The sequence below is a fragment of the Quadrisphaera sp. GCM10027208 genome (assembly GCF_042658805.1).
Lineage (GTDB): Bacteria > Actinomycetota > Actinomycetes > Actinomycetales > SCSIO-59966 > SCSIO-59966.
Genome location: NZ_JBHSRC010000002.1, coordinates 422,765 through 442,960, shown reverse-complemented (window position 1 = coordinate 442,960; position 20,196 = coordinate 422,765). Strand labels below are relative to the sequence as shown.

The window sequence follows — 20,196 nt, the reverse complement described above, 5'->3', positions numbered from 1 at the left end:
TTCCACCATCGCCGACGGGTGACGCATCTCATACCCCGGGGGGCATCGGTGTCAGCGGCGGCCGACGAACCAGTCCCGCAGCGTGTCGATCCGGGTCTGGAGCTGCTCGGGGGTGGCCCGGGCCACCTCGGTCCCGCCGCCGAGGCGGCGCAGCTCGGCGTGCACCACGGCGTGCGGCTGGCCGGTGCGCCGTGCCCACGCCGCGACGAGACCGTTGAGCTCCTTGCGCAGCGCGGCGGTGAGGCGGTGCACGGCGGCGTCGGTGACCCCCGCCGGCTCCTGGCGCCCTGCGCCCCGGCGCCTGGCGTGGTCGGCCTGACGCTGGCGCAGCAGCGTGGCGACCTGGTCGGGCTCGAGCAGCCCCGGGATACCGAGGAAGTCCTGCTCCTCGTCGCTGCCGGGCTCGGCGTGGGACCCGAACTCGCCGCCGTCGAAGAGCACCCGGTCGAAGGAGGCCTGCGCCTCCAGCGCCTGGAACGTTCCCTCGGTCAGGTCGCCGGAGGCCTTCTCGGCGCGCTGCGCGGCCTCGAGGAGGCCGTCCTCGAGCCACTCCTGTGGCTCCTCACCGCGCGGACGGTCCAGGGCGTGGTCGCGCTCGACCTCCATCGCCCCGGCGAGCTCGAGCAGCGCCGGCACGCTCGGCAGGAAGATCGACGCGGTCTCTCCCCGACGTCGGGCCCGGACGAACCGCCCGACCGCCTGGGCGAAGTACAGCGGCGTGGACGCCGAGGTGGCGTAGACGCCGACGCTGAGCCGCGGGACGTCGACACCCTCGGAGACCATCCGCACCGCGACCATCCACCGCTGGTCGCCGTGTGCGAACTCCTCGATCCGGGAGGACGCGCCCGCGTCGTCCGACAGCACGACGACCGGCTGCTCACCGCTCACCTGCCGCAGCACGGCCGCGTAGGCGCGGGCGGTGCTCTGGTCGGTGGCGATGACGAGGCCGCCGGCGTCCGGCACGTGCCGGCGCACCTGCGCGAGGCGCTTGTCGGCGGCCCGCAGCACGGCCGGCACCCACTGCCCGCGGGGGTCCAGCGCGGTGCGCCAGGCCTGGGCGGTCATGTCCTGGGTGAGCGGCTCCCCGAGCCGGGCGCTCACCTCGTCCCCGGCGCGGGTGCGCCAACGCATCTGCCCGGAGTAGGCGAGGAAGAGCACCGGCCGCACCACCCCGTCGCGCAGGGCGTGCTCGTAGCCGTAGGCGTAGTCGGCCCGGGAACGGCGGACGCCGTCGGCGTCCGGGACGTAGTCGACGAACGGGATCGCCGCGGTGTCGGAGCGGAACGGGGTGCCGGTCAGCGCCAGCCGCCGGGTCGCGGGCTCGAAGGCCTCGCGGACGGCGTCACCCCAGGACAGCGCGTCCCCGGCGTGGTGGATCTCGTCGAGGACGACGAGCGTCGGCGCGGCCTCGGTGCGCGCCCGGTGCAGCACCGGGCGGGCGGCGACCTGGGCGTAGGTGACGACGACACCGTCGTAGTCGCGGCCGTGGGTGCCCTGGCTGTTGCGGAAGGCGGGGTCGATTCGGATACCCGCCCGGTGCGCGGCGTCCGCCCACTGGGACTTCAGGTGCTCGGTCGGCGCGACGACCGTCACCCGCCGGACGACGCCGCGTTCGAGGAGCTCGGCGGCGACCCGCAGCGCGAACGTCGTCTTGCCGGCGCCGGGGGTGGCCACGGCGAGGAAGTCCCGTGGCTGGCGGCGCAGGTACGTCTGGAGGGCGTCCGCCTGCCAGGCACGCAACTTCGACGCCGTCCCCCAGGGGGCCCGCTCCGGGTACGCCGGGGGGAGCTGCGAGGCGGCGGCGGACGACGCGCGGTGCGGCGTGGAGGAGGAGGTCACGGTCCGGCGAGGGTAACCGAGCCGCGACCGGAGCCGCTCAGCCCGGCCACCCAGCAGCCAAGGCGACGCTACGACTCAGCAGCGCCGTGAGTGCGCAGCCATCCGGCGATGTCCGGCACGTCCAGCTCGCCGGCAGCCGCGCGAACCATCAGGCGCTCAGCGTCGTCGACGGTGTACGCGAGGTCGCACCCGTTGAGCAGGTAGAAGACGCGGGTTGCAGCCCAGGCGAGGCGCTTGTTGCCGTCGACGAGGGCGTGGTTGCGCACCAGTGAGTGCAGGAGGGCAGCCGCCTTGTCGTCAAAGGTCGGGTAGGCGTCAACTCCCGAGATCGTGACCCAGGGACGTGCGGCCGCGGAGGCGAGGAGTCCGGCGTCCCTCACCACAACCTCATCGAGCACGCCCGTTGCGATCTCAAGGAGGTCCTCGACGGTGAGAAGGTCAAACTCCTCCCCGCTCACCTGCTGAGACGCTCGAGGAGCTCATGGTCTTCCGTGCGCACCCGGTTGATGGCGGCGGCCAGACGCTGGGGCCGCTCGGAGACGTACTGCGCGATGGCGGTGCGGGCCACCTCCTGCATCGAACGCCCCTCCTCCTGGGCCTTCGCGCGCAGCGCCTCGCTCTCCTCGTCGGTGAGCCGAAGGGTCATTGCCACGACGGCACGGTACCACCGTGGTAGCAGTCACCACAGGACGCGTCGCCGGACGTCGGCAGCATGCTCAGCCGTCGCCGTCGTCGTCCCCGCCCGGCAGGCTCTCGTAGATCTCCTTGCACGCCGGGCAGACCGGGAAGCGCTGCGGGTCGCGGCCTGGGACCCAGACCTTGCCGCACAGCGCGATCACCGGCTCGCCGGTCAGCGCCGACTCGAGGATCTTCTCCTTCTTCACGTAGTGCGCGAAGCGCTCGTGGTCGCCGGGCTCGGCCAGCTGCGGCTCCTCGACGAGCTCACGCTCGAGCACGGCGGTGCGCTGCTCTCCTGGGTCGGAGGCGGGCTGCGGCTGCGGGTGCTGCTCGGTCATGACCCCCAGTCTAGGCGGGCTGCGCCGGCGTCGTCAGTTGAGCGACGGGTCCTCGGGGAACGTCGCCACGAGTGCCAGGTCGCCGCCCTGACGGCGCAGCACGTCGGCCCACAGCCGCTCGGGGGTGTCGGTGAACGCGTCCCCCGGCTCGGCGTCGACGACGTACCAGGACCCGTCCTCGATCTCGCTCTCCAGCTGGCCCGGCGCCCACCCGGCGTAGCCGGCGAAGATCCGCAGCCGGGTCAGCTCGGGCACGACCACCTCCGGCGGGGTGTCGAGGTCGACGAGGCCGAGGCTGCCGGTGAGCCGGCGGACGCCGAGCGGCTCGGCGTCCGCCGCACCGGGGACCGAGACCAGGCCGAGCGCGGAGTCCAGGGCGACCGGACCGCCCTGGAACAGCCGGCCGGGGACGGTGACGAACGGCTGCCACACCGGCAGGACGGCGTCCACGTCGATCTCGGTGGGGCGGTTGACGACGACCCCGAGGGCACCGTCCTCACCGTGGTCGAGCAGCAGGACGACGGTGCGGCGGAACTCCTCGTGCACGAGCCGCGGCGTCGCGACGAGGAGCCGTCCGGTCAGGTCCTGGCCCCGCATGCCCTCATTCTGCCCGCCGGCGGCGCCGGCCGCCCTGTTGCGCCACGACCACGCCGACCACGGTGCCGACGGCGTCGGCGAGCGCGTCCCACGGGTCGCCGCCCCGGCCGGGCAGCGCGAGGTGCTGGACGGTCTCGCTGACCACGGCGTGCGCGAGCAGGACCGTGACGAGCGGCCCGGTCGGCAGACCGGCGCGGTGCCCGGCCCAGCCGACGGCGGCGAACACGAGCAGGTGCACGGCCTTGTCGAGACCGGGCAGACCGGAGCCGTCGCCGACCGTGGGCCAGTACAGGACGACGAGCTGGACGACGACCGTCGCGGCCAGGACCAGCCGGCGCCGCCGCGCCGCGCCGGGCGCACCAGCCGGGGGCACGGTCAGGTGTCGGCGAAGAAGGACACCGGGCCGGCCACGACGACGCCGATCTCCTCGGTGGTGGGCAGCGGACCCTGGGTGCGGCACAGCACCGGCAAGGGGGAGCCGTCGGGGCCGGGCACCTGCAGCCGGACGCTCGCGTCGTGGCCGTAGAAGACGGTGCCGACGACGCGGGCGGTGGTGCCGCCCCCGGAGTGCACCATCCGCACCTGCTCGGGCCGGATCACCACCCGGCCCGGGCCCTCGGCGACGTCCCCGCGAAGCAGCGACAGTCGGCCCAGGGGGGTCTCGGCGACGCCCTCGCGCACCCGGGCGGGCAGCACGACGGCCTCGCCGACGAAGGTGGCGACGTCGAGGTCGCCGGGGGCGGAGTAGAGCTGCTGGGGGGAAGCGCTCTGCACGACGACCCCGTCCCGGACGACGGCGACGAGGTCCGCGGTGGACAGGGCCTCCTCCTGGTCGTGGGTGACGAGCAGTCCGGTCGCGCCGGTGGCCCGCAGCGCGGTGCGCACGTCCTCCCGGACGGCGGCCCGCAGGCCGGCGTCCAGGGCGGAGAACGGCTCGTCGAGCAGGACGAGCGCCGGGTCGGGGGCGAGGGCGCGGGCCAGCGCCACCCGCTGCTGCTGGCCGCCGGAGAGCTGGGAGGGCATCCGGTCACCGAGGTCGCCGAGACCGACGAGGGCGAGCAGGTCACGGACCCGTTCGCGGCGTCGCCGGCCGGAGCCGGTGCCGCGCCGGGGCAGGCCGAAGGCCACGTTCTCGGCGACGGTGAGGTGCGGGAACAGCGCACCCTCCTGCGGGACGACGCCGATGCCCCGGTGCTCGGGCGGTACGTGCACCCCCGGCCCGGCCAGCAGCCGGCCGCCGAGGTGCACCTCGCCGGCGTCCGCCCGCTCGAAGCCGGCGACGACGCGCAGCAACGTGGTCTTGCCGCAGCCGGAGGGGCCGAGCACGGCCGCGAGCTGCCCGGAGGGCACGTCGAGGTCCAGGCCGTGCAGCACCTCGGTGCTGCCGAAGGCCTTGCACAGGCCCCGAACCTTGAGGTCCCTCACCGCTCACCTCCACGTGCGTCGCTCACCAGTGTCTCCTGGGCCCTGGACATCAGGAAGGTCGGGACCGCGGCGAGCAGCACGAGCGCCACCGCGTACGGGGCGGCGGCGGCGTACGCGCCGACCTCGGTCTGCGTCCACAGCTCGGTCGCCAGGGTGTCGACCCCGGTGGGGCGCAGCAGGAGGGTGGCCGGCAGCTCCTTCATCGTCGTCAGCATGACGAGGGCGAAGCCGGCGGCGATGCCGGGCCCGGCCAGCGGCAGGGTGACGTCGCGCAGCACCCCGGCGGGCGTGCGCCCGAGGGAGCGGGCGACCTCCTCGAGACGTGGCGGGCTCTGGCTGACGGCGGCGCGCACCGAGCCGATGGCAGCGGGCATGAACAGCACCGCGTAGGCCAGCACGAGCAGCGGGGTCTGCTGGTAGATCGGCTCGGCGTAGCGGATGCCGAAGAACACCAGCGCCAGGGCGACGACGATGCCGGGCAGGGCGTGCCCGGCGTAGGTGGCGTGCTCGAGCATGCGCACCCCGCGTCCGGTGTAGCGGGCGGCGAGGACCCCGACGGGGACGGCGAGCGCGGTCGCGGCGAGCGCGCCGAGCAGCGACACCCACAGGGTGGACGCGCCGGCGGGCACGAGGCGGCCCCAGTCGACGCCGGCGGACTGGCCGCGGACCACCCAGTAGGCGAGGACGACGGCCGGGTAGCCGAGCGCGAGGGCCGCCACGCCACCGGTGGTGGCCAGGGCGAGCGGCCGGCCGCGGCCGAGGCGCAGCAGCTGCGGGGTGCGGGAGGCACCGGCACCGACCCGGGCGTGCTCGGCGCGGCCGCGGCTGCGGGCCTCGGCGACGGTGATGCCGATGGTGATGACGACGAGCACGATGGACAGGACCGCAGCAGGCGTCCGGTCGAAGGAGGCCTGGTAGGAGCTGTAGATGACCCGGGTGAAGACGTCGTAGCGCATCAGCGACGGGGTGCCGAAGTCGCTCAGCGTGTAGAGGGCGACGAGCAGCGCGCCGGCCGCGGCGGCCGGGCGCACCTGGCGGGCGGTGACCGACACGAACGTGGCCAGCGCGCTGCGGCCCAGGGACCGGGACACCTCCTCCAGCGCGGGGTCGGTCCGGCTCAGCGCGGCGGCGACCGGCAGGTAGACGTACGGGTAGGTGCTCAGCGTGAGCACCAACCAGGTGCCGCCGAACCCCGCCGAGGACGGGACGACCGACACCCACGCGTACGCGGCCACGTAGCTGGGGACCGCCAGCGGCAGGGCGGCCACGACGCTCCAGGCCCGCCGGCCGGGCAGGTCGGTGCGGGTGGTGAGCCAGGCCAGCACGACGCCGATGACGACGGCGGCCGCGGTGACCGCGGCGGCCAGCCCCAGACTGCGCACGACGAGCCAGAAGGTGCGGTCCCGCCACAGCGTGTCGAGGACCGCGGCCGGTCCGGCCTCGACGGCGCGCACGAGGAGGTACCCGATCGGCAGCAGCGCCAGCGCGGCGGCCACGACCGCGGGGACGACGAGCACCGCCGGCGGGCGGCCGGCGGTGGCGGGGCGCCGACAGCGCCGCCGCTGGGTCGGCGGCACCGTCGGCGCGTCGATCAGAGTCAGGTCAGCCCCACCTCGTCGAGCAGGTCGAGGGTCTCCTCGAGGGAGTCGAGGTCGTTGAGGTCCACGCTCGAGCCCTGGCCGAGCGGCTCGAGGTCGTGCTCGGTGGAGGTGATGCCCTCGACCACCGGGTACTCGGCGGTGCTGTCGGCGAAGTACTGCTGGGCCTCCTCGGAGAGCAGGAACTCCACCGCCCGCTGGGCGGCGTCCTCCTGCTCGGAGCCGGCGATGACGCCCACGCCGGCGACGTTGATCAGGGCGCCGGGGTCGTCGCTGTCGAGGAAGCGGATCTCGGCGTTGACGTTGTCCTCGCCCTGCTCGGCGACCCGCTCGTACCAGTAGTAGTGGTTGATGAGTCCGAGGGCCACCTCGCCGGAGTCCACGGCGTCCAGGACGGCGATGTTGTTGTCGTACTTCTGCACGTCGAGGTCCACGAGCCGCTCGAGCCACTCGCGGGCGCCGTCCTCGCCGCGGTCCAGGCGCAGGGCGGTGACGAAGGACTGGAAGGACGCGTTGGTCGGCGCGACGCCGATGAGCCCCCGGTACCGCTCGTCGAGGACCTCGTCGACGCTGGTCATCTCGGCGGCCTCGGGTGCCTGCCTCGGGTCGTAGGCGACGACCCGGGCGCGGGCGGAGGTGGCGACCCAGCGCCCCTCGTCGTCCGCGTACTGCTCCGGGACCAGGCTCAGCACGTCCTGCGGCAGCTCCGCGAGGCGCCCGGCCTTGGCCAGGGCGCCGAGGGCGCCGGCGTCCTGGGAGAAGAACAGGTCGGCGTCGGTGCTCTCGCCCTCCTCGAGCAGCTGGGCGGCCAGGTCGCTGGAGCCGGCGTAGCGGACCTCGACCTCGGTGCCGACGGCGTCCTCGAGCTGCTCGAGGATGGGGCCGACGAGGTTCTCGTTGCGCCCGGAGTACACGGTGAGCACGTCCTCCCCGCCGAAGGCGCCGCAGCCGGACAGGCCACCGGCGAGGACGACGGTCAGGGCGGCCGCGACGGGGGCGCGCAGCCGGGTGCGGGGCGGGGCGTTCACAGGCTCTCCTCGTCAGGATCCGGGGACGGCGGTTCCAGGGCGACCGCCGGAGGCACCCTACTTAGGACAGCCTTACCTGTTCAACCGGGGACAAGCGACCGCTCAGGCGCCGGCCGAGGCCCTCCCCCCGGCGACCGCGGCGGCGGCGTCCGTGGCGGCCCGACCGGCGACCACCCGCGCCGGGGCGTCGGCGTGCTCCTCGGCCTGCACGGCCCGCCGGACGGCGTCGGCGACGACGGTCGCGACGTCCGGGTGGAACACGCTCGGGACGATGTAGGTGGCGTTGAGCTCGTCGTCGGTGACGACCGCGGCGAGCGCGTAGGCGGCGGCGAGCAGCGTGCCGGTCGTGATCGACGTGGACTGGGCGTCGAGCAGCCCGCGGAACACCCCCGGGAAGGCCAGCACGTTGTTGATCTGGTTGGCGAAGTCGCTGCGGCCGCTGGCGACCACGGCGGCGTGCCGGGCGGCGTCCGCGGGGTCCACCTCGGGCACCGGGTTGGCCAGGGCGAAGACGACGGCGCCCTCGGCCATCGTCTCGATGTCGTCCCCGGTGAGAATGTTCGGTGCGGACAGGCCGATGAACACGTCGGCGCCGGCGAGCGCCTCACGCAGCGTGCCCTGGACGCCGCGCGGGTTCGTGTGCGCGGCGGTCCAGCTGGTGGAGACGTCGAGCCGGTCGCGGCCCGGGTGCAGGACGCCGAACTCGTCGGCGACCACGACGTCGCGGGCGCCGGCCGCCAGCAGCAGCTTGAGCACCGCGGTGCCGGCGGCGCCGGCACCGGCCATGACGATGCGGACGTCCTCGATCCGCTTGCCGACCACCTTCAGCGCGTTGGTCAGGGCGGCCAGGGTGACGATGGCGGTGCCGTGCTGGTCGTCGTGGAACACCGGGATGTCGAGCTCCTCCCGCAGCCGGCGCTCGATCTCGAAGCAGCGCGGCGCGGAGATGTCCTCGAGGTTGATCCCGGCGAACACGGGCGCGACGGCCTTGACCACGGCGACGATCTCGTCCGGGTCGGTGGTGTCCAGGCACAGCGGGAAGGCGTCGATGCCGCCGAACCGCTTGAACAGGGCCGCCTTGCCCTCCATCACCGGCAGCGCGGCGAGCGGCCCGATGTCACCCAGACCCAGGACGGCGGTGCCGTCGGTGACGACGGCGACCGTGTTGCGCTTGATGGTCAGCCGGCGGGCGTCCTCGGGGTTGTCGGCGATGGCCTGGCAGACCCGCGCGACGCCGGGGGTGTAGACCATGGACAGGTCGTCGCGGTTGCGGATCGGCACCCGGGACTCCACCGACAGCTTGCCCCCGATGTGCGCGAGGAACGTCCGGTCGGAGACCTTGCCGATGCTCACCCCGGGCAGGGCCCGCAGCGCCTCGACGAGGTCGACGCTGTGGTCGCTGTCGCGGGCCGCGCAGGTGACGTCCACCCGCACCCGGTCGGCGCCGGAGGCGGTGACGTCGAGTGCGGTGACCACGCCGCCGGCGCCCTCGATCGCCGTCGTCAGCTCGCTGACCGCGGTGGGCCGGGCCGGCACCTCGAGACGGACGGTGATCGAGTACGAGACGCTGGGTACGGAGGCCATGGCCCCATCATCGCGGACCAGCAGCGCGGCGTCGCTCAGGCCTTGCTCAGGTGCTCAGGTGCTCAGGTGCTCAGGTCCGGGTCAGCCTCGGCGGCTCCGCTTGTCCGCGTACATCTCCCGGTCCGCCCGCTCGACCACCCGCTGCACCGGGTCCCCCGGCTCGGCGGACGCGGCGCCGACCGAGGCCCGCACCGGCAGCCCGTCCGGGGTGACGGCCTCGGCGAGCGCGGCGCGCAGCCGCCGGACCAGCCCGGCGGCGTCCGCGACGCGAGGCACGAGGACGCCGAACTCGTCCCCGCCGACGCGGGCGACGACGTCGGTGGTCTCCCGCAGGCCGGAGCCCAGGGCGCGGGCGGCGGTGCGCAGCAGCTCGTCCCCGGCGGCGTGCCCGTGGGTGTCGTTGACCTCCTTGAGCTCGTCGAGGTCGACCAGGGCGACGGTGACCGGGACGCCGGTGTCGACGAGCTCCTGGACGGCGAGGAGCTCCTCCTCCCAGCGGTGCCGGCTCGCGACCCCGGTGAGGGTGTCCCGCTCCAGCCGGGCACGGATGTCGTCGAGGCGTCCTTCGAGCTGGTCGCGGCCCTGGGCCACCTGGAGCAGGACGGTCGCGGCGTCGGCGATCTGCACCGCCATCCGCCGGCACAGGTCGTTGAACCGGCAGTGGTCCGAACCGCGGAACACGGCGAGCAGCCCGCCGCCGAGGTCCTCCCCGAGGGGGTGCAGCAGGTAGGAGGTGACGCCGTCCTGCGGGGACAGCGGGACCGGCAGTGGCGCGGTGGCGGCGTCCTGCACGACGACGCCCCCGGGGTGACGGGCGAGCAGGTCCCGGGCGATCCGGAGCACGTGCGCCGTGGTGGTCCCGTCGCGTGGGTCCGCGACGTCCGCCGCGGGGTCGCGCTCCGGGGAGCCGGTGTCGGCGACCGCGCACCGGCCGTCGCCGGTCCACACGACCACCACCTGGGCGAGCATCGCGTCGGCGGTGACGTCGGCCACGTGCTCGAGGGTGCGCCCGAAGGAGCGGCCGAGCCCCCCGGTGATCCGCTGGACGGCGCCGAGGACCTCGAGCTCGTCGCCGAGCCGCTGGGCGACGGTGCTGCGGGTGACCGCGTCGGCGATCTCCAGCGATGCCTCGCGCAACGTGTCGGCGGGGGTGGCCATCAGCGCCTCGCTGCGCTCCGGGTGCCCCCACACGACGACGACGTCCTCGGTGACGTGCAGGAGCACGGCGGTGCACGCGTAGTAGGGGCCGACGATGCGGGCGGACGACGCGGCGAGGACCCGCACCGGGGCCGGGTCGTCGAGGGCCTGGTGCAGCAAGGGTTCGGTGGAACGCTCCGCCTCGACGATGCCCGCCCAGCCGTCGCCGCGGCCGTACCCGCCGACGTGCGCCCAGGAGCCGGGTGCCACCCGGCGGAAGACGAGGACGTCGCGGGCGCCGGTACCGGTCATCCCGGTCGCGACGACGCGCCCGTCGCCGGCCGTCGGCCGGTGCAGCGATGGCGTCGTCATGGGCGTGGTCCCCGTCCTGTCCGGGCTCAGTATCGGCCCACGGCACCCGTGGAGGTACCAGGTTCACCGGATCGGGCTCTGGCACCCGCCTCACCCCGGGGCCGTGGCGGCCTGCGAGGCTAGGGTGGCACCGTGACCGCCGCACCGACGAGGGCCCTGGACCGGTCCTCCGCCCTGCCGCTGTGGGCTCAGCTCGCCGACGACCTGGTCGCCCGGCTGGACGGCGGCGACTTCACCGAACGGTTCCCCACCGAGCACGAGCTCATGGCCCAGTACGGGGTGAGCCGGCACACCGTCCGCGACGCTCTGCGCCGGCTGCGCGACGACGGCCTGCTGTCGGCCGAGCGCGGACGCGGCACGTTCGTCCAGCCGGGGCGCATCGACCAGCCGCTGGGAGCGATCTACTCCCTGTTCCGGGAGGTGGAGGCACGCGGGATGGTGCAGACCTCCCAGGTGCGGGCCCTCGACGTCCGCTCGGACGCCGAGGTCGCCCGCCGGCTGGGCCGGCCCGCCGACGAGCCGCTGGTGTACCTCGAGCGGCTGCGGCTGGCGAACGACGAGCCGCTCGCGCTGGACCGGGTCTGGCTGTGCCGGCCGCTGGGCGACCCGCTGCTGGCGGCCGACCTGAGCCGCACCGGCGTCTACGACGTGCTGGCGCAGGCGAGCGGCGTCCGGCTCAACGGGGGCCGAGAACGGATCCAGGCGGTCCTGCCGGACGACGCCGAGCGGGAGCTGCTCGGTCTGACCGGCGTCCCGGACGTCGCGGCGCTGAGGATCGCCCGGACCGGCGAGCTGGACGGCGACCCGGTGGAGTACCGGACCACCCTGGTCCGCGGTGACCGGTTCGCGGTCGTCGCCGAGTGGAGCACCCGCCGCGGGTACCGGATGGACCTGGCGGTCCCGCAGGTCTGAGCGCCGGCCCGCCCCGACCGAGAGTCCTCCGGCCCTGCCGCCACGCACCGAGCGTGAGCACGCTGACGTCGTGGCCACGCTGACGTTCCTCGGCGGCACCGGCACGGTGACCGGCAGCAAGTTCCTCCTCGAGCAGGAGGGTTCCCGGCTGCTCGTGGACTGCGGCCTGTTCCAGGGCCTGCGCGAGCTGCGGCGACGCAACTGGGAGCCGCTGCCGCTGGACCCCTCCGGCCTGGCCGCCGTCGTCCTCACCCACGCCCACCTGGACCACTGCGGGTACCTGCCGCGGCTGGTGCGCGACGGGTTCTCCGGTCCCGTGCTGTGCACCCCGGACACCGCCGAGCTCGTCGCGGTCGTGCTGCGCGACAGCGCCCACCTGCAGGAGGAGGACGCGCGGTACGCCGCGGGAGCCGGCTACTCCAAGCACCACCCGCCGCTGCCGCTGTACGACGCCGCGGACGCCGAGCGGGCGATCGCGCTGCTCCGGCCCACGCCGTTCGGCGAGCGGGTCCGACCGGCTCCCGGCCTGGAGGTGCTGCTGTCCCCCGCCGGGCACATCCTCGGCTCGGCCACGGTCCTCGTCGTCGCCGGCGGCCGGCGGGTGGTGTTCAGCGGCGACCTGGGCCGGCCGGTGCACGCCCTGCTGTCCCCGCCGGCGCCGCTGCCGGAGGTGGACGCGGTCGTGCTGGAGTCGACCTACGGTGACCGGGAGCACCCGGAGCCGGACCCGGAGGTGCTGGCGGGCGCGATCCGCCGGACGGTGCGGCGCGGCGGGGTGGTGCTCGTCCCGGCGTTCGCAGTGGACCGCACCGAGCTCGTCCTCGCCGAGCTGGAGCGGCTGCGGAGCGCCGGCGAGATCCCCGACGTCCCGGTGGTCGTCGACAGTCCGATGGCGCTGGCGTCGCTGCGGATCTACCGGACGGCGCTGCGCGAGGGGCACCCCGACGTGCGACCGGACGCGCGGACGCTGCTCGACCGCAGCGACGTCCGGGAGGCGCGCACGGTGGAGGAGTCGATGCGGCTCAACGCCCCGGCGCTGCCGTGCATCATCGTGTCGGCGTCCGGGATGGCGGCCGGCGGCCGCGTCGTCCACCACCTCAAGCACCTGCTGCCGGACCCGCGGAACACGGTGGTGCTCACCGGGTTCCAGGCGCCCGGCACCCGCGGTCGGGACCTGCTCGAGGGGGCCCGGCGGCTGAAGATGCACGGCCGGTACGTCCCGGTACGCGCCGAGGTGGTGGAGGTGCGGGACTTCTCCTGCCACGCCGACGCCAGCGAGCTCGTCGACTGGGTGCGTGGGGCGCCCCGGCCTCCCGCGGTCGTCTACGTCGTCCACGGGGAACCGGCCGCCTCGGCCGCCCTGGCGGACCGGCTGGAGGACGAGCTCGGCGTTCTCGCCGTCCCGCCGCGACCCGGCGAAGTGGTCCGGCTGTAGCCGGGCCTCAGGTCAGGATGAGCACGACGACGCCGAAGTAGACGAGCAGCGACAGCAGGTCCTGCACGACGGTGGCGAGCGGCCCGCTGCCGAACGCGGGATCCAGGCCGCGGCGGTGCAGCAGCCACGGCAGCAGCATGGCGACGACCGTCGCGATCGAGCAGGCGGCGACGAGGGAGAGGGCGACGGCGACCGCGAGCCGGGCGGAGCCGAGCGCCCACCACACGGCCGGCAGGGCCGCGGCGGCGACGATCAGGCCGACGAGCAGACCGGTGACCGCCTCGAGCCGGTAGACGCGGCGCAGCGGCATCCCCACGGACAGACCCCGAACGACGAGCGCCTCGGTCTGGGTGCCGACCGCGTCGGCCATGTACACGACACCCGGGATGAAGAACGCCAGCCGGACGTCGCGGGCGAGCTCGGCCTCGAACCCGCCGACGAGCCACGCCGCGACCGCGGAGCCGAGGAGGCCGAGCAGCAGCCACGGCAGGCGGTGCCACAACCGGTCCCGCAACGGCTCCTCGGTGGCGTGCCGGGCCCCGGCGGTCGAGGCCAGGTACCCGCCGAGCCGGGCCAGGTCCTCTTCGTGCTCCACCAGCAGGACGCCGAGCAGCCGGACCGGCGGGACCAGCCCGAGAAAGCGTCCGTCCTCGTCGCACACGGCCAGCGAGGACTCCCCGTGCCTCACCGCCTTCCACGCGGCGCGCTCCTGGTCGACGTGGACGGCGACGACCGGGGGGTCGTCGTCCATCAGGTCCACGGCCGTGACGCCGTCCGGCGCGGCCAGGGCCCGCTCGACGGGGACGAGCCCGACCAGACGCGGCCCGGAGCAGACGGCGACGTCGGCGACGGACGGCCAGGGCCGGGAGGTCAGCAGGGCGCGCAGGTCGGCGGCTGTGTCGGTCGGGGTGCAGACCGGGACGTCGCGCTCGAGGTACATCTCGATCGCACCGGGTAGGAGGTCGTCGCCGCCGTCCGGCTCCGGGGCTTCACCGGGTTGCCCCGGGTGGTGCGCAGAGGCTGCCGTCACGGGCGGCCACCCTCCCACGCGGACGCCGGCAGGTCGACGGGAGCGAGCGGACCGTGCGACAGGTGACGTCAGACCCTGGCGGCCCGGCAGCCGGGCGCGTACCCCGGAAGCGAGGAGAGGAGCCGAGATGGCTGACAACGGACGCCGGATCGTCGTGGGGATCGACGGGTCGCCGCGCAGTCGAGAGGCACTGCGCTGGGCGGTGGACCAGGCCCGCCGGACCGGGGCTCAGGTGCGGGCCGTGGCCGCGTGGGACGTGTCGCCGTTCGTCTACCTCGCCCCGACCGCGACCGAGGAGACCTACGAGCAGGCCGCCGAGACGGTCCTCAACGAGGTGGTCGAGTCGGTGCTCGACGAGGAGGACGACGTCCCCATCGAGCGGGTGATGGTTCAGGGCCGGCCGGGACCGGCGGTCGCGAAGGCCGCCCGAGGGGCGGAGCTGCTCGTCATCGGCAGCCACGGCCACGGTGAGGTCCCCGGGATGCACCTGGGGTCCACCGCGGGCTACTGCGTGCACCACGCGCCCTGCCCGGTGCTGGTGATCCGCCATGACGACGCGTGACACCAGGACGCTGGGACGAGGACACCGGGCCGCTGGCGTGGTGGTCGGTGCGGTCGTCGGGCTGCTCGCCGGCTGGGCGCTCTACGCCCTCGGCAGTCCGGTGCTGGAGCGCAGCACCGGAGTAGCGCGGGAGCTGCAGGGAGCACTGTGGAACGCGGTACCCGCGCTGACGGTCGTCGGCGCGGCGGCCGGGTGGGCGCTGGCGAGGCGACACCGCCGGTGACGAACGGCCACGGGGCCGCCCAGCCGCCAGGCGGCGCGATGACACGGCGCGGCGTCATCGAAGCAGGTCCTCGAGCACACGGTGGCCAGCCGACCGCTCCCTTACCTCGAGCGACTCGGCGAGGTCCACGGCGATGACGGCGGTCGGCATCGTGGTCCGACCGAGCACGTCGGCCGATGGACCTAATCTGTCCAGCAGTAGGTGGTTCCCAGATGCCTGCCGGAACACAGGAAGGTAGCTCTCCGCATTCACGGATCGCTACCTTCCTGTGTACATGACCCGTTCTTTCAGGTCACAGGGGTGGAGGTGGCGGGAATCGAACCCGCGTCCGTCGTCGTACCCCCAGGGATTCTCCGGGTGCAGCCTGTGTTGCGGTCTGCTCGGCCCCAGCGATCCCACAGGCGAGTTCGCTGCCGGGCCCAGTCGTCTAGGTGTCCCCGTAGCCCCGACGACGAAGGCTACGAGCAGTGGCTCTCTAGTCGATGCCAGCTACCGGGCCGAGAGCACTCCCGGGCTGACAGACCTCAACGCTCGCTCAGGCGGCGAGGGCGAGGTCGGTGCGCTTGGAATCGGCACCTATGGTTTACGGCGAGCGTTTACGAGATGACGCCGTCTTCTCGACCCGCTTCCCCTGGTTCGACATCCGACGTCGAAACCTGTCACCCCCCTGTTGAGTTGTCCTGCCGCGCCGGCGTCCAAGGATCCCGACGACACGGCAGGTTACTCCCCTCAACGGACCGGGCGCACCCGGCATTCCAGCCGTCGCCCAGCCGCACCTGGCCGCCTCGAGGCGGCGGGCTCACTCGCCCATCTTGGCGCGCAGCGACATCGCCCGCTGGGCCTCGCGCGCGTCCTGCCTGGCGCGCAGCGTCTGCCGCTTGTCGTACTCCTTCTTGCCCTTGGCCAGCGCGATCTCGACCTTGGCCCGGCCGTCCTTGAAGTACAGCTGCAGCGGCACGAGCGTGTAGCCGGTCTCGCGGCTCTTGCCGGCGAGCTTGTCGATCTCGACGCGGTGCAGCAGCAGCTTGCGCTTGCGCCGCGGCGCGTGGTTTGTCCACGTGCCCTGGGAGTACTCCGGGATGTAGACGTTCTCCAGCCACGCCTCGCCGCCGTCGATGGAGGCGAACCCGTCGACGAGCGAGGCGCGGCCGGCGCGCAGAGCCTTGACCTCGGTACCGGTCAGCACGAGGCCGGCCTCGTAGGTGTCGACGACGAGGTAGTCGTGGCGGGCCTTGCGGTTGGTCGCGACGACCTTGCGGTCCTCCGGCGACTTCTTCGGCACGGCTACCCTCCTCTCCTCGTCGTCCGGCACGTCGATGGCCAGCCCGTGCAGGAGCAACGGACCGGTCGGCGAGTCTATGCCGGGGGCTACAGCCAGTTCATCGGGTTCTGGGTCGACCCGTTGACGTACACCTCGAAGTGCAGGTGGCAGCCGGTGGACGTGCCCGTCGTCCCGACGTACCCGATCACCTGGCCGCGCGAGACGCTGCCACCCCGGACGGCGTAACCGGACAGGTGGTTGTAGGACGACGCGACGCCCTGCCCGCGCAGGGTGCCGTGGTGGACGACGATCTGGTTGCCGTAGCCGCCGTTCACCCCGGCCCGGATCACCGTCCCGTCGGCGGCGGCGCGCACCGGGGTGCCGCAGGAGGCGGCGAAGTCGGTGCCGGCGTGCAGCCGGCGGGTGTTGTAGATCGGGTGGATCCGGTAGCCGTAGTGCGAGCTGATCCGGGCGTTCACCGGCCAGGACAACCCGTCGGCTGCCGGAGCGGGCTCGGGTGCCGGAGCGGGGGCGCGCTCGGCGCTGCGGCCGCGCGAGGGGGCCCGGTCCTCGGCCGCCTCTCGCTCGCGGGCCTCCTGGGCACGGCGCTCGGCCTCGCGCTGCTTGCGCAGCTCCTCCTGGCGGCGGCGCTCCTCCTCCTGGCGGCGACGCTCCTCCTCGATCCGGCGGATCTCGGCCTCGAGGGCGGCCCGGTCCGCCTCGGCCTGGTCGAGGCGCTGCATCTCGCTCTCACGGCGGGCCTCGATGACGGCGACCGCCTCGGCCTGCTCGGCCTTGAGCGCCTCGATCTCGGCCTTGCGGTCGGCGGCGTCCGACTCGGCCTGCCGGGCGGCCGCCAGGTTGGCCGCGGCCTCGGCCTTGAGCCGCTCGATCTCGTCCTGGACGGCGGCCAGCCGGGCCTCGGAGTGGGCGCGCAGCGCCTGCTGCTCGTTGAGCCGGGCCAGCGCGCCGTTCTGGGTGCGCAGGGCGGTGTCGACGAGCACGTAGCGGTCGGCGAAGTCGGTCGGGCTCTGCGCGTCCAGGACCAGGGCGAGGGTGGGGTTGATGGTCCCGCCCCGGTAGGCCTGGGCGGCGATCTGACCGAGGGCGGTGCGCGCGGCGGCCACCTCGGCCTCGCCGTCCGCGATCGCCTCGACGGCCTTGACCTCGGACTCGGTGGCTGCGGCCAGCCGGCCGGCCAGCTCGACGTCCTTGGCCTTCGCCTCGGCGGCGGCTGCCTGGGCCTGCTCGAGCTCGGCCTGGGCCACAGGGAGGCGCTGCTCGGTCTTCTGCAGGGCCACGGCGGCGGCGCGCAGCTCCGCGGAGCTCTCCTCCAGGGCGTGCTCGAGGTCCTCGATGTCCTGCTCGACCTGCTGCTTACGCTCCCACGGGTCCGCCGCCTGGGCGGCGGGGGTGGCGACCAGGAGGCCCGCGGCCAGCGCCGCGGTGAGGGTCGCCCCGGCCAGGCGTGCTGGACGAGGTCGTCTCATCGGGTCGTGCTCCTTGTCCGTCTCCGGGGCATGCCGCAGGTGTGGTGATCTACACCTTGAGGTATCGACCCAGCGTGACGACGGAGGACACGCCCGCGAGCAGGATTCCGATGAGGAACAGTGCAGGGGCGACGAGGAGCACCTCACTGGTGCCGATGTAGTTGAACAGCGGCAGGTTCTCGGTGAGCCAGCCCTCGACGCCGTAGCGCACCGCGCCCCACAGCCCGGCCGTCGCCAGCGCGGCGCCGACCGTCGCCGCGAGGACGCCCTCGAGCACGAACGGCGTCTGGATGAGCAACTTCGAGGCACCGACCAGGCGCATGATCCCGGTCTCTCGGCGGCGGCTGAACGCGGACAGCCGGATCGTCGTGGCGATCAGCAAGGCGGCGGCGACGATCATGACGGCGGCGAAGATGCCGGACACGAGGGTGAAGGCGTTGAGGACGGCGAAGAACTGGTCGAGCAGCCGCCGCTGGTCCTGCACCTCCTCGACTCCGGGGTAGCCGGTGAAGTACTCGGCGACCACCTGGTACTCCTCGGGGTCGACGAGCTTGACCCGGTAGGAGTCCGGCATCTGGTCCTCGGTGACGTTGTCGACGATGGAGGAGTCGGAGAACTGCTCGCGGAACCGTTCGTACGCCTCGGCCTTGGACTCGTAGTAGTAGACGTCGACGTACGGGTCGAGCGGGCCCTCGAGGGCGGCGACGATGGAGTCGCGCTGGGCCTGGGTTACCTCGCCCTCGGCGCAGGTGGGGGCCTCGCTGTTCTCCACGCACAGGAAGATGGACACCTGGACCCGGTCGTACCAGTAGTCCTTCATCGTGCCGATCTGCATCTGCAGCAGGGCGCCGGCGCCGACGAAGGTCAGTGACACGAAGGTCACGAGGACGACGGAGATCGTCATCGCGAGGTTGCGGCGCAGGCCGACGAGGATCTCGCTGAGGATGAACTGGAGTCGCATGGCGGGTGAGGTCCTGGGTCAGCGGGAGTAGCCGTAGACGCCGCGGGACTGGTCACGGACGACCGCGCCGTCGTCCAGCTCGACGACGCGCTTGCGCATCGAGTCGACGATCTCGTCGTCGTGGGTGGCCATGACGACGGTGGTGCCGTGGCGGTTGATCCGGTCGAGCAGGCGCATGATCCCCACGGACGTCGTGGGGTCCAGGTTCCCTGTCGGCTCGTCGGCGAGCAGGATGGCGGGGCGGTTGACGAAGGCCCGGGCGATGGCGACGCGCTGCTGCTCACCGCCGGACAGCTCGTGCGGCAGCCGGCGCTCCTTGCCGGCCAGGCCGACGAGCTCGAGGGTCTCCGGGACGGTCTGGGCGATGTGGTGGCGGGACTTTCCGATCACCTGGAGCGCGAAGGCGACGTTCTCGTAGACCGTCTTGTTCGGCAGCAGCCGGAAGTCCTGGAACACGACGCCGATCTGGCGCCGCAGCTGCGGCACCTTCCACGAGGAGAGCTTCGCGACGTTCTTGCCGGCGACCCAGACGGTCCCGCGGGTGGCCTCCTCCTCCTTGAGCACAAGACGCAGGAAGGTGGACTTGCCCGAGCCGGAGGCGCCGACGAGAAAGACGAATTCGCCGCGCTCGATGTCCAGGGTCACGTCGTCCAGAGCCGGCCGCGACGTGCGGTCGTAGATCTTGGAGACGTGCTCGAACCGGATCACTGGCCGGAGTCTACGGGCGGATCACGACGAGGCCCCGGCGGACCGACACTCGCGTGTCGGGCCACCGGGGCCACCACCGGTGAGTGGTCTGCCGTCAGGCGCGGCGGCGCCGTCCGATCAGGCTGCTGCCGATCATCCCCGCTGCGCCGGCCGCCAAGAGGCCGAGAGCGAGGGCGAGCAGCCCGGTCGGGTCGGTGCCGGTCCGCGGTAGCTGCCCGGTCTGTGCCGAGGTATTCGGCTGGACGGCCGGGAGCTTCGTGCCGAGGACCGCGGTCTCCGGCTGCTCCTGCGGCTGCTCTTCCTCTTCCTCGGCAGGCTGCTCCTGCTGCGGCTGCTCTTCCCCAGCGGGCGGCTCTTCAGCAGGGGGCTCCGGGGCCGGCTCCTCCGCCGGCGGCTCCTCCTCCTCGCCAGGCTGAACCTCGACACAGTCGCGCAGGTCGGTGAGCTGGTGGATGACCTTGTCGCCCGCGGTGACGACCACAGTGACCGCCGCGTCCTCCTCTGCCGGGAAGACCTCAGCCTTCTCGCCCTGGGCTGGGACCTCGACGGAGCGGGTCACACCGTTCACCGAGACGAGGAATGTGACAGCCCTGTTGACACCCGAGCCCTTGTTCGACAAATCGACCTGGACACCCTCGTCGACGCAGATGTCGACGGCCGCTGCAGCGTTAGTGATGGGGTTCGGGTTTGGAGCAGGAGGCGGCGTCGGGCACGCCGTCACGGTGACCTGCGCGGACTGACCCGCCACGGCCTCACCGCCCTTGAGCAGCGTGACCGTGTAGGAACCGACCGGAACGTCGTCGAACACGACCGAACCGTCCACGACGGCCTCGGTCTCATCGACAGAGTCACCACCGGTGAGCTTCACCGACAGCCCCGTCGCACCATCGGCGCTCACCGGAACCGTCACCGTTCCACCGACAGCGCCCTCGGCCACACAGTCCGGCGCAGCGACCACACCCAACTCCGGCTCCGGAGCAGGAGGCGGCGTCGGGCACGCCGTCACGGTGACCTGTAC

The 20,196-nt window shown here is 73.6% G+C and carries 20 protein-coding genes, 1 other RNA gene and 1 pseudogene; 4 read left to right on the top strand and 18 right to left on the bottom strand.

Translation table 11 applies throughout. The features are described 5' to 3' along the window. Nucleotides 1–51: 51 nt before the first annotated feature. The 11 genes from ACFP6A_RS05200 to ACFP6A_RS05150 form a co-directional block, all read right to left on the bottom strand. Entirely contained in the window at nt 52–1,839 is a 1,788-nt protein-coding gene (locus tag ACFP6A_RS05200) for a DEAD/DEAH box helicase (RefSeq protein WP_379602065.1), read from the bottom strand. A 68-nt stretch (nt 1,840–1,907) separates the two neighbouring features. Continuing rightward, a complete protein-coding gene (locus tag ACFP6A_RS05195; RefSeq protein WP_379602063.1) occupies nt 1,908–2,297 on the bottom strand; it encodes a type II toxin-antitoxin system death-on-curing family toxin in 390 nt (129 codons plus the stop codon). After that, nucleotides 2,294–2,485, bottom strand: coding sequence for a ribbon-helix-helix protein, CopG family (locus ACFP6A_RS05190; RefSeq protein ID WP_379602177.1), 192 nt, complete (start codon nt 2,483–2,485; stop codon nt 2,294–2,296). Before ACFP6A_RS05190 ends, ACFP6A_RS05195 begins: the two co-directional genes overlap by 4 nt. Before the next feature lie 70 nt (nt 2,486–2,555). Then, the gene (locus ACFP6A_RS05185) at nt 2,556–2,855 is read right to left on the bottom strand and encodes a DUF3039 domain-containing protein (protein WP_379602062.1); all 300 of its coding nucleotides are present in this window, start codon (nt 2,853–2,855) and stop codon (nt 2,556–2,558) included. Nucleotides 2,856–2,888: 33 nt separating this feature from the next. Continuing rightward, on the bottom strand, nt 2,889–3,452 hold the full coding sequence (locus ACFP6A_RS05180; protein WP_379602061.1) for a YqgE/AlgH family protein: 564 nt from the start codon (nt 3,450–3,452) through the stop codon (nt 2,889–2,891). A gap of 4 nt (nt 3,453–3,456) precedes the next feature. After that, nucleotides 3,457–3,825: a VanZ family protein gene (locus ACFP6A_RS05175; RefSeq protein ID WP_379602060.1), complete on the bottom strand. Its 369-nt coding sequence runs from the start codon at nt 3,823–3,825 to the stop codon at nt 3,457–3,459. A gap of 2 nt (nt 3,826–3,827) precedes the next feature. Then, nucleotides 3,828–4,877, bottom strand: coding sequence for an ABC transporter ATP-binding protein (locus ACFP6A_RS05170; RefSeq protein ID WP_379602058.1), 1,050 nt, complete (start codon nt 4,875–4,877; stop codon nt 3,828–3,830). Beyond that, nucleotides 4,874–6,454: an ABC transporter permease gene (locus tag ACFP6A_RS05165; RefSeq protein ID WP_379602057.1), complete on the bottom strand. Its 1,581-nt coding sequence runs from the start codon at nt 6,452–6,454 to the stop codon at nt 4,874–4,876. The genes ACFP6A_RS05170 and ACFP6A_RS05165 overlap by 4 nt, the downstream gene beginning before the upstream one ends. Before the next feature lie 20 nt (nt 6,455–6,474). Then, nucleotides 6,475–7,503, bottom strand: coding sequence for an extracellular solute-binding protein (locus tag ACFP6A_RS05160; protein WP_379602056.1), 1,029 nt, complete (start codon nt 7,501–7,503; stop codon nt 6,475–6,477). A 102-nt stretch (nt 7,504–7,605) separates the two neighbouring features. Then, complete coding sequence (locus ACFP6A_RS05155) at nt 7,606–9,087, bottom strand: NAD-dependent malic enzyme (protein ID WP_379602055.1); 1,482 nt, start codon at nt 9,085–9,087, stop codon at nt 7,606–7,608. 81 nt (nt 9,088–9,168) lie between these two features. Next, complete coding sequence (locus tag ACFP6A_RS05150) at nt 9,169–10,596, bottom strand: diguanylate cyclase domain-containing protein (protein WP_379602053.1); 1,428 nt, start codon at nt 10,594–10,596, stop codon at nt 9,169–9,171. Between the two features lie 132 nt (nt 10,597–10,728). Between ACFP6A_RS05150 and ACFP6A_RS05145 the strand changes: the two genes are divergently transcribed. Together ACFP6A_RS05145 and ACFP6A_RS05140 are read left to right on the top strand one after the other, a co-directional pair. Further along, nucleotides 10,729–11,508: a GntR family transcriptional regulator gene (locus ACFP6A_RS05145; protein ID WP_379602052.1), complete on the top strand. Its 780-nt coding sequence runs from the start codon at nt 10,729–10,731 to the stop codon at nt 11,506–11,508. 70 nt (nt 11,509–11,578) lie between these two features. After that, nucleotides 11,579–12,943: an MBL fold metallo-hydrolase RNA specificity domain-containing protein gene (locus tag ACFP6A_RS05140; RefSeq protein ID WP_379602050.1), complete on the top strand. Its 1,365-nt coding sequence runs from the start codon at nt 11,579–11,581 to the stop codon at nt 12,941–12,943. Between the two features lie 7 nt (nt 12,944–12,950). Here the strand turns inward: ACFP6A_RS05140 and ACFP6A_RS05135 are convergent, their stop codons facing one another. Continuing rightward, a complete protein-coding gene (locus ACFP6A_RS05135) occupies nt 12,951–13,973 on the bottom strand; it encodes a magnesium transporter (RefSeq protein WP_379602049.1) in 1,023 nt (340 codons plus the stop codon). 127 nt (nt 13,974–14,100) lie between these two features. Here ACFP6A_RS05135 and ACFP6A_RS05130 point away from each other — a divergent pair, with 127 nt between their 5' ends. After that, on the top strand, nt 14,101–14,535 hold the full coding sequence (locus tag ACFP6A_RS05130; RefSeq protein ID WP_379602047.1) for a universal stress protein: 435 nt from the start codon (nt 14,101–14,103) through the stop codon (nt 14,533–14,535). Further along, complete coding sequence (locus ACFP6A_RS05125) at nt 14,522–14,758, top strand: hypothetical protein (protein ID WP_379602046.1); 237 nt, start codon at nt 14,522–14,524, stop codon at nt 14,756–14,758. Before ACFP6A_RS05130 ends, ACFP6A_RS05125 begins: the two co-directional genes overlap by 14 nt. A gap of 298 nt (nt 14,759–15,056) precedes the next feature. Here the strand turns inward: ACFP6A_RS05125 and ssrA are convergent. The 6 genes and pseudogenes from ssrA to ACFP6A_RS05095 form a co-directional block, all read right to left on the bottom strand. Further along, nucleotides 15,057–15,425, bottom strand: a transfer-messenger RNA (tmRNA) gene (gene ssrA, locus ACFP6A_RS05120). Nucleotides 15,426–15,557: 132 nt separating this feature from the next. Next, nucleotides 15,558–16,040: an SsrA-binding protein SmpB gene (gene smpB, locus ACFP6A_RS05115; protein ID WP_379602175.1), complete on the bottom strand. Its 483-nt coding sequence runs from the start codon at nt 16,038–16,040 to the stop codon at nt 15,558–15,560. 86 nt (nt 16,041–16,126) lie between these two features. Next, nucleotides 16,127–17,509, bottom strand: coding sequence for a peptidoglycan DD-metalloendopeptidase family protein (locus ACFP6A_RS05110; RefSeq protein WP_379602045.1), 1,383 nt, complete (start codon nt 17,507–17,509; stop codon nt 16,127–16,129). 49 nt (nt 17,510–17,558) lie between these two features. After that, entirely contained in the window at nt 17,559–18,470 is a 912-nt protein-coding gene (gene ftsX / locus ACFP6A_RS05105; RefSeq protein WP_379602044.1) for a permease-like cell division protein FtsX, read from the bottom strand. Nucleotides 18,471–18,488: 18 nt separating this feature from the next. Then, the gene (gene ftsE, locus ACFP6A_RS05100) at nt 18,489–19,178 is read right to left on the bottom strand and encodes a cell division ATP-binding protein FtsE (RefSeq protein WP_379602042.1); all 690 of its coding nucleotides are present in this window, start codon (nt 19,176–19,178) and stop codon (nt 18,489–18,491) included. A gap of 94 nt (nt 19,179–19,272) precedes the next feature. Then, nucleotides 19,273–20,196 (bottom strand): annotated as a pseudogene (locus tag ACFP6A_RS05095) (hypothetical protein); the annotation flags it as partial.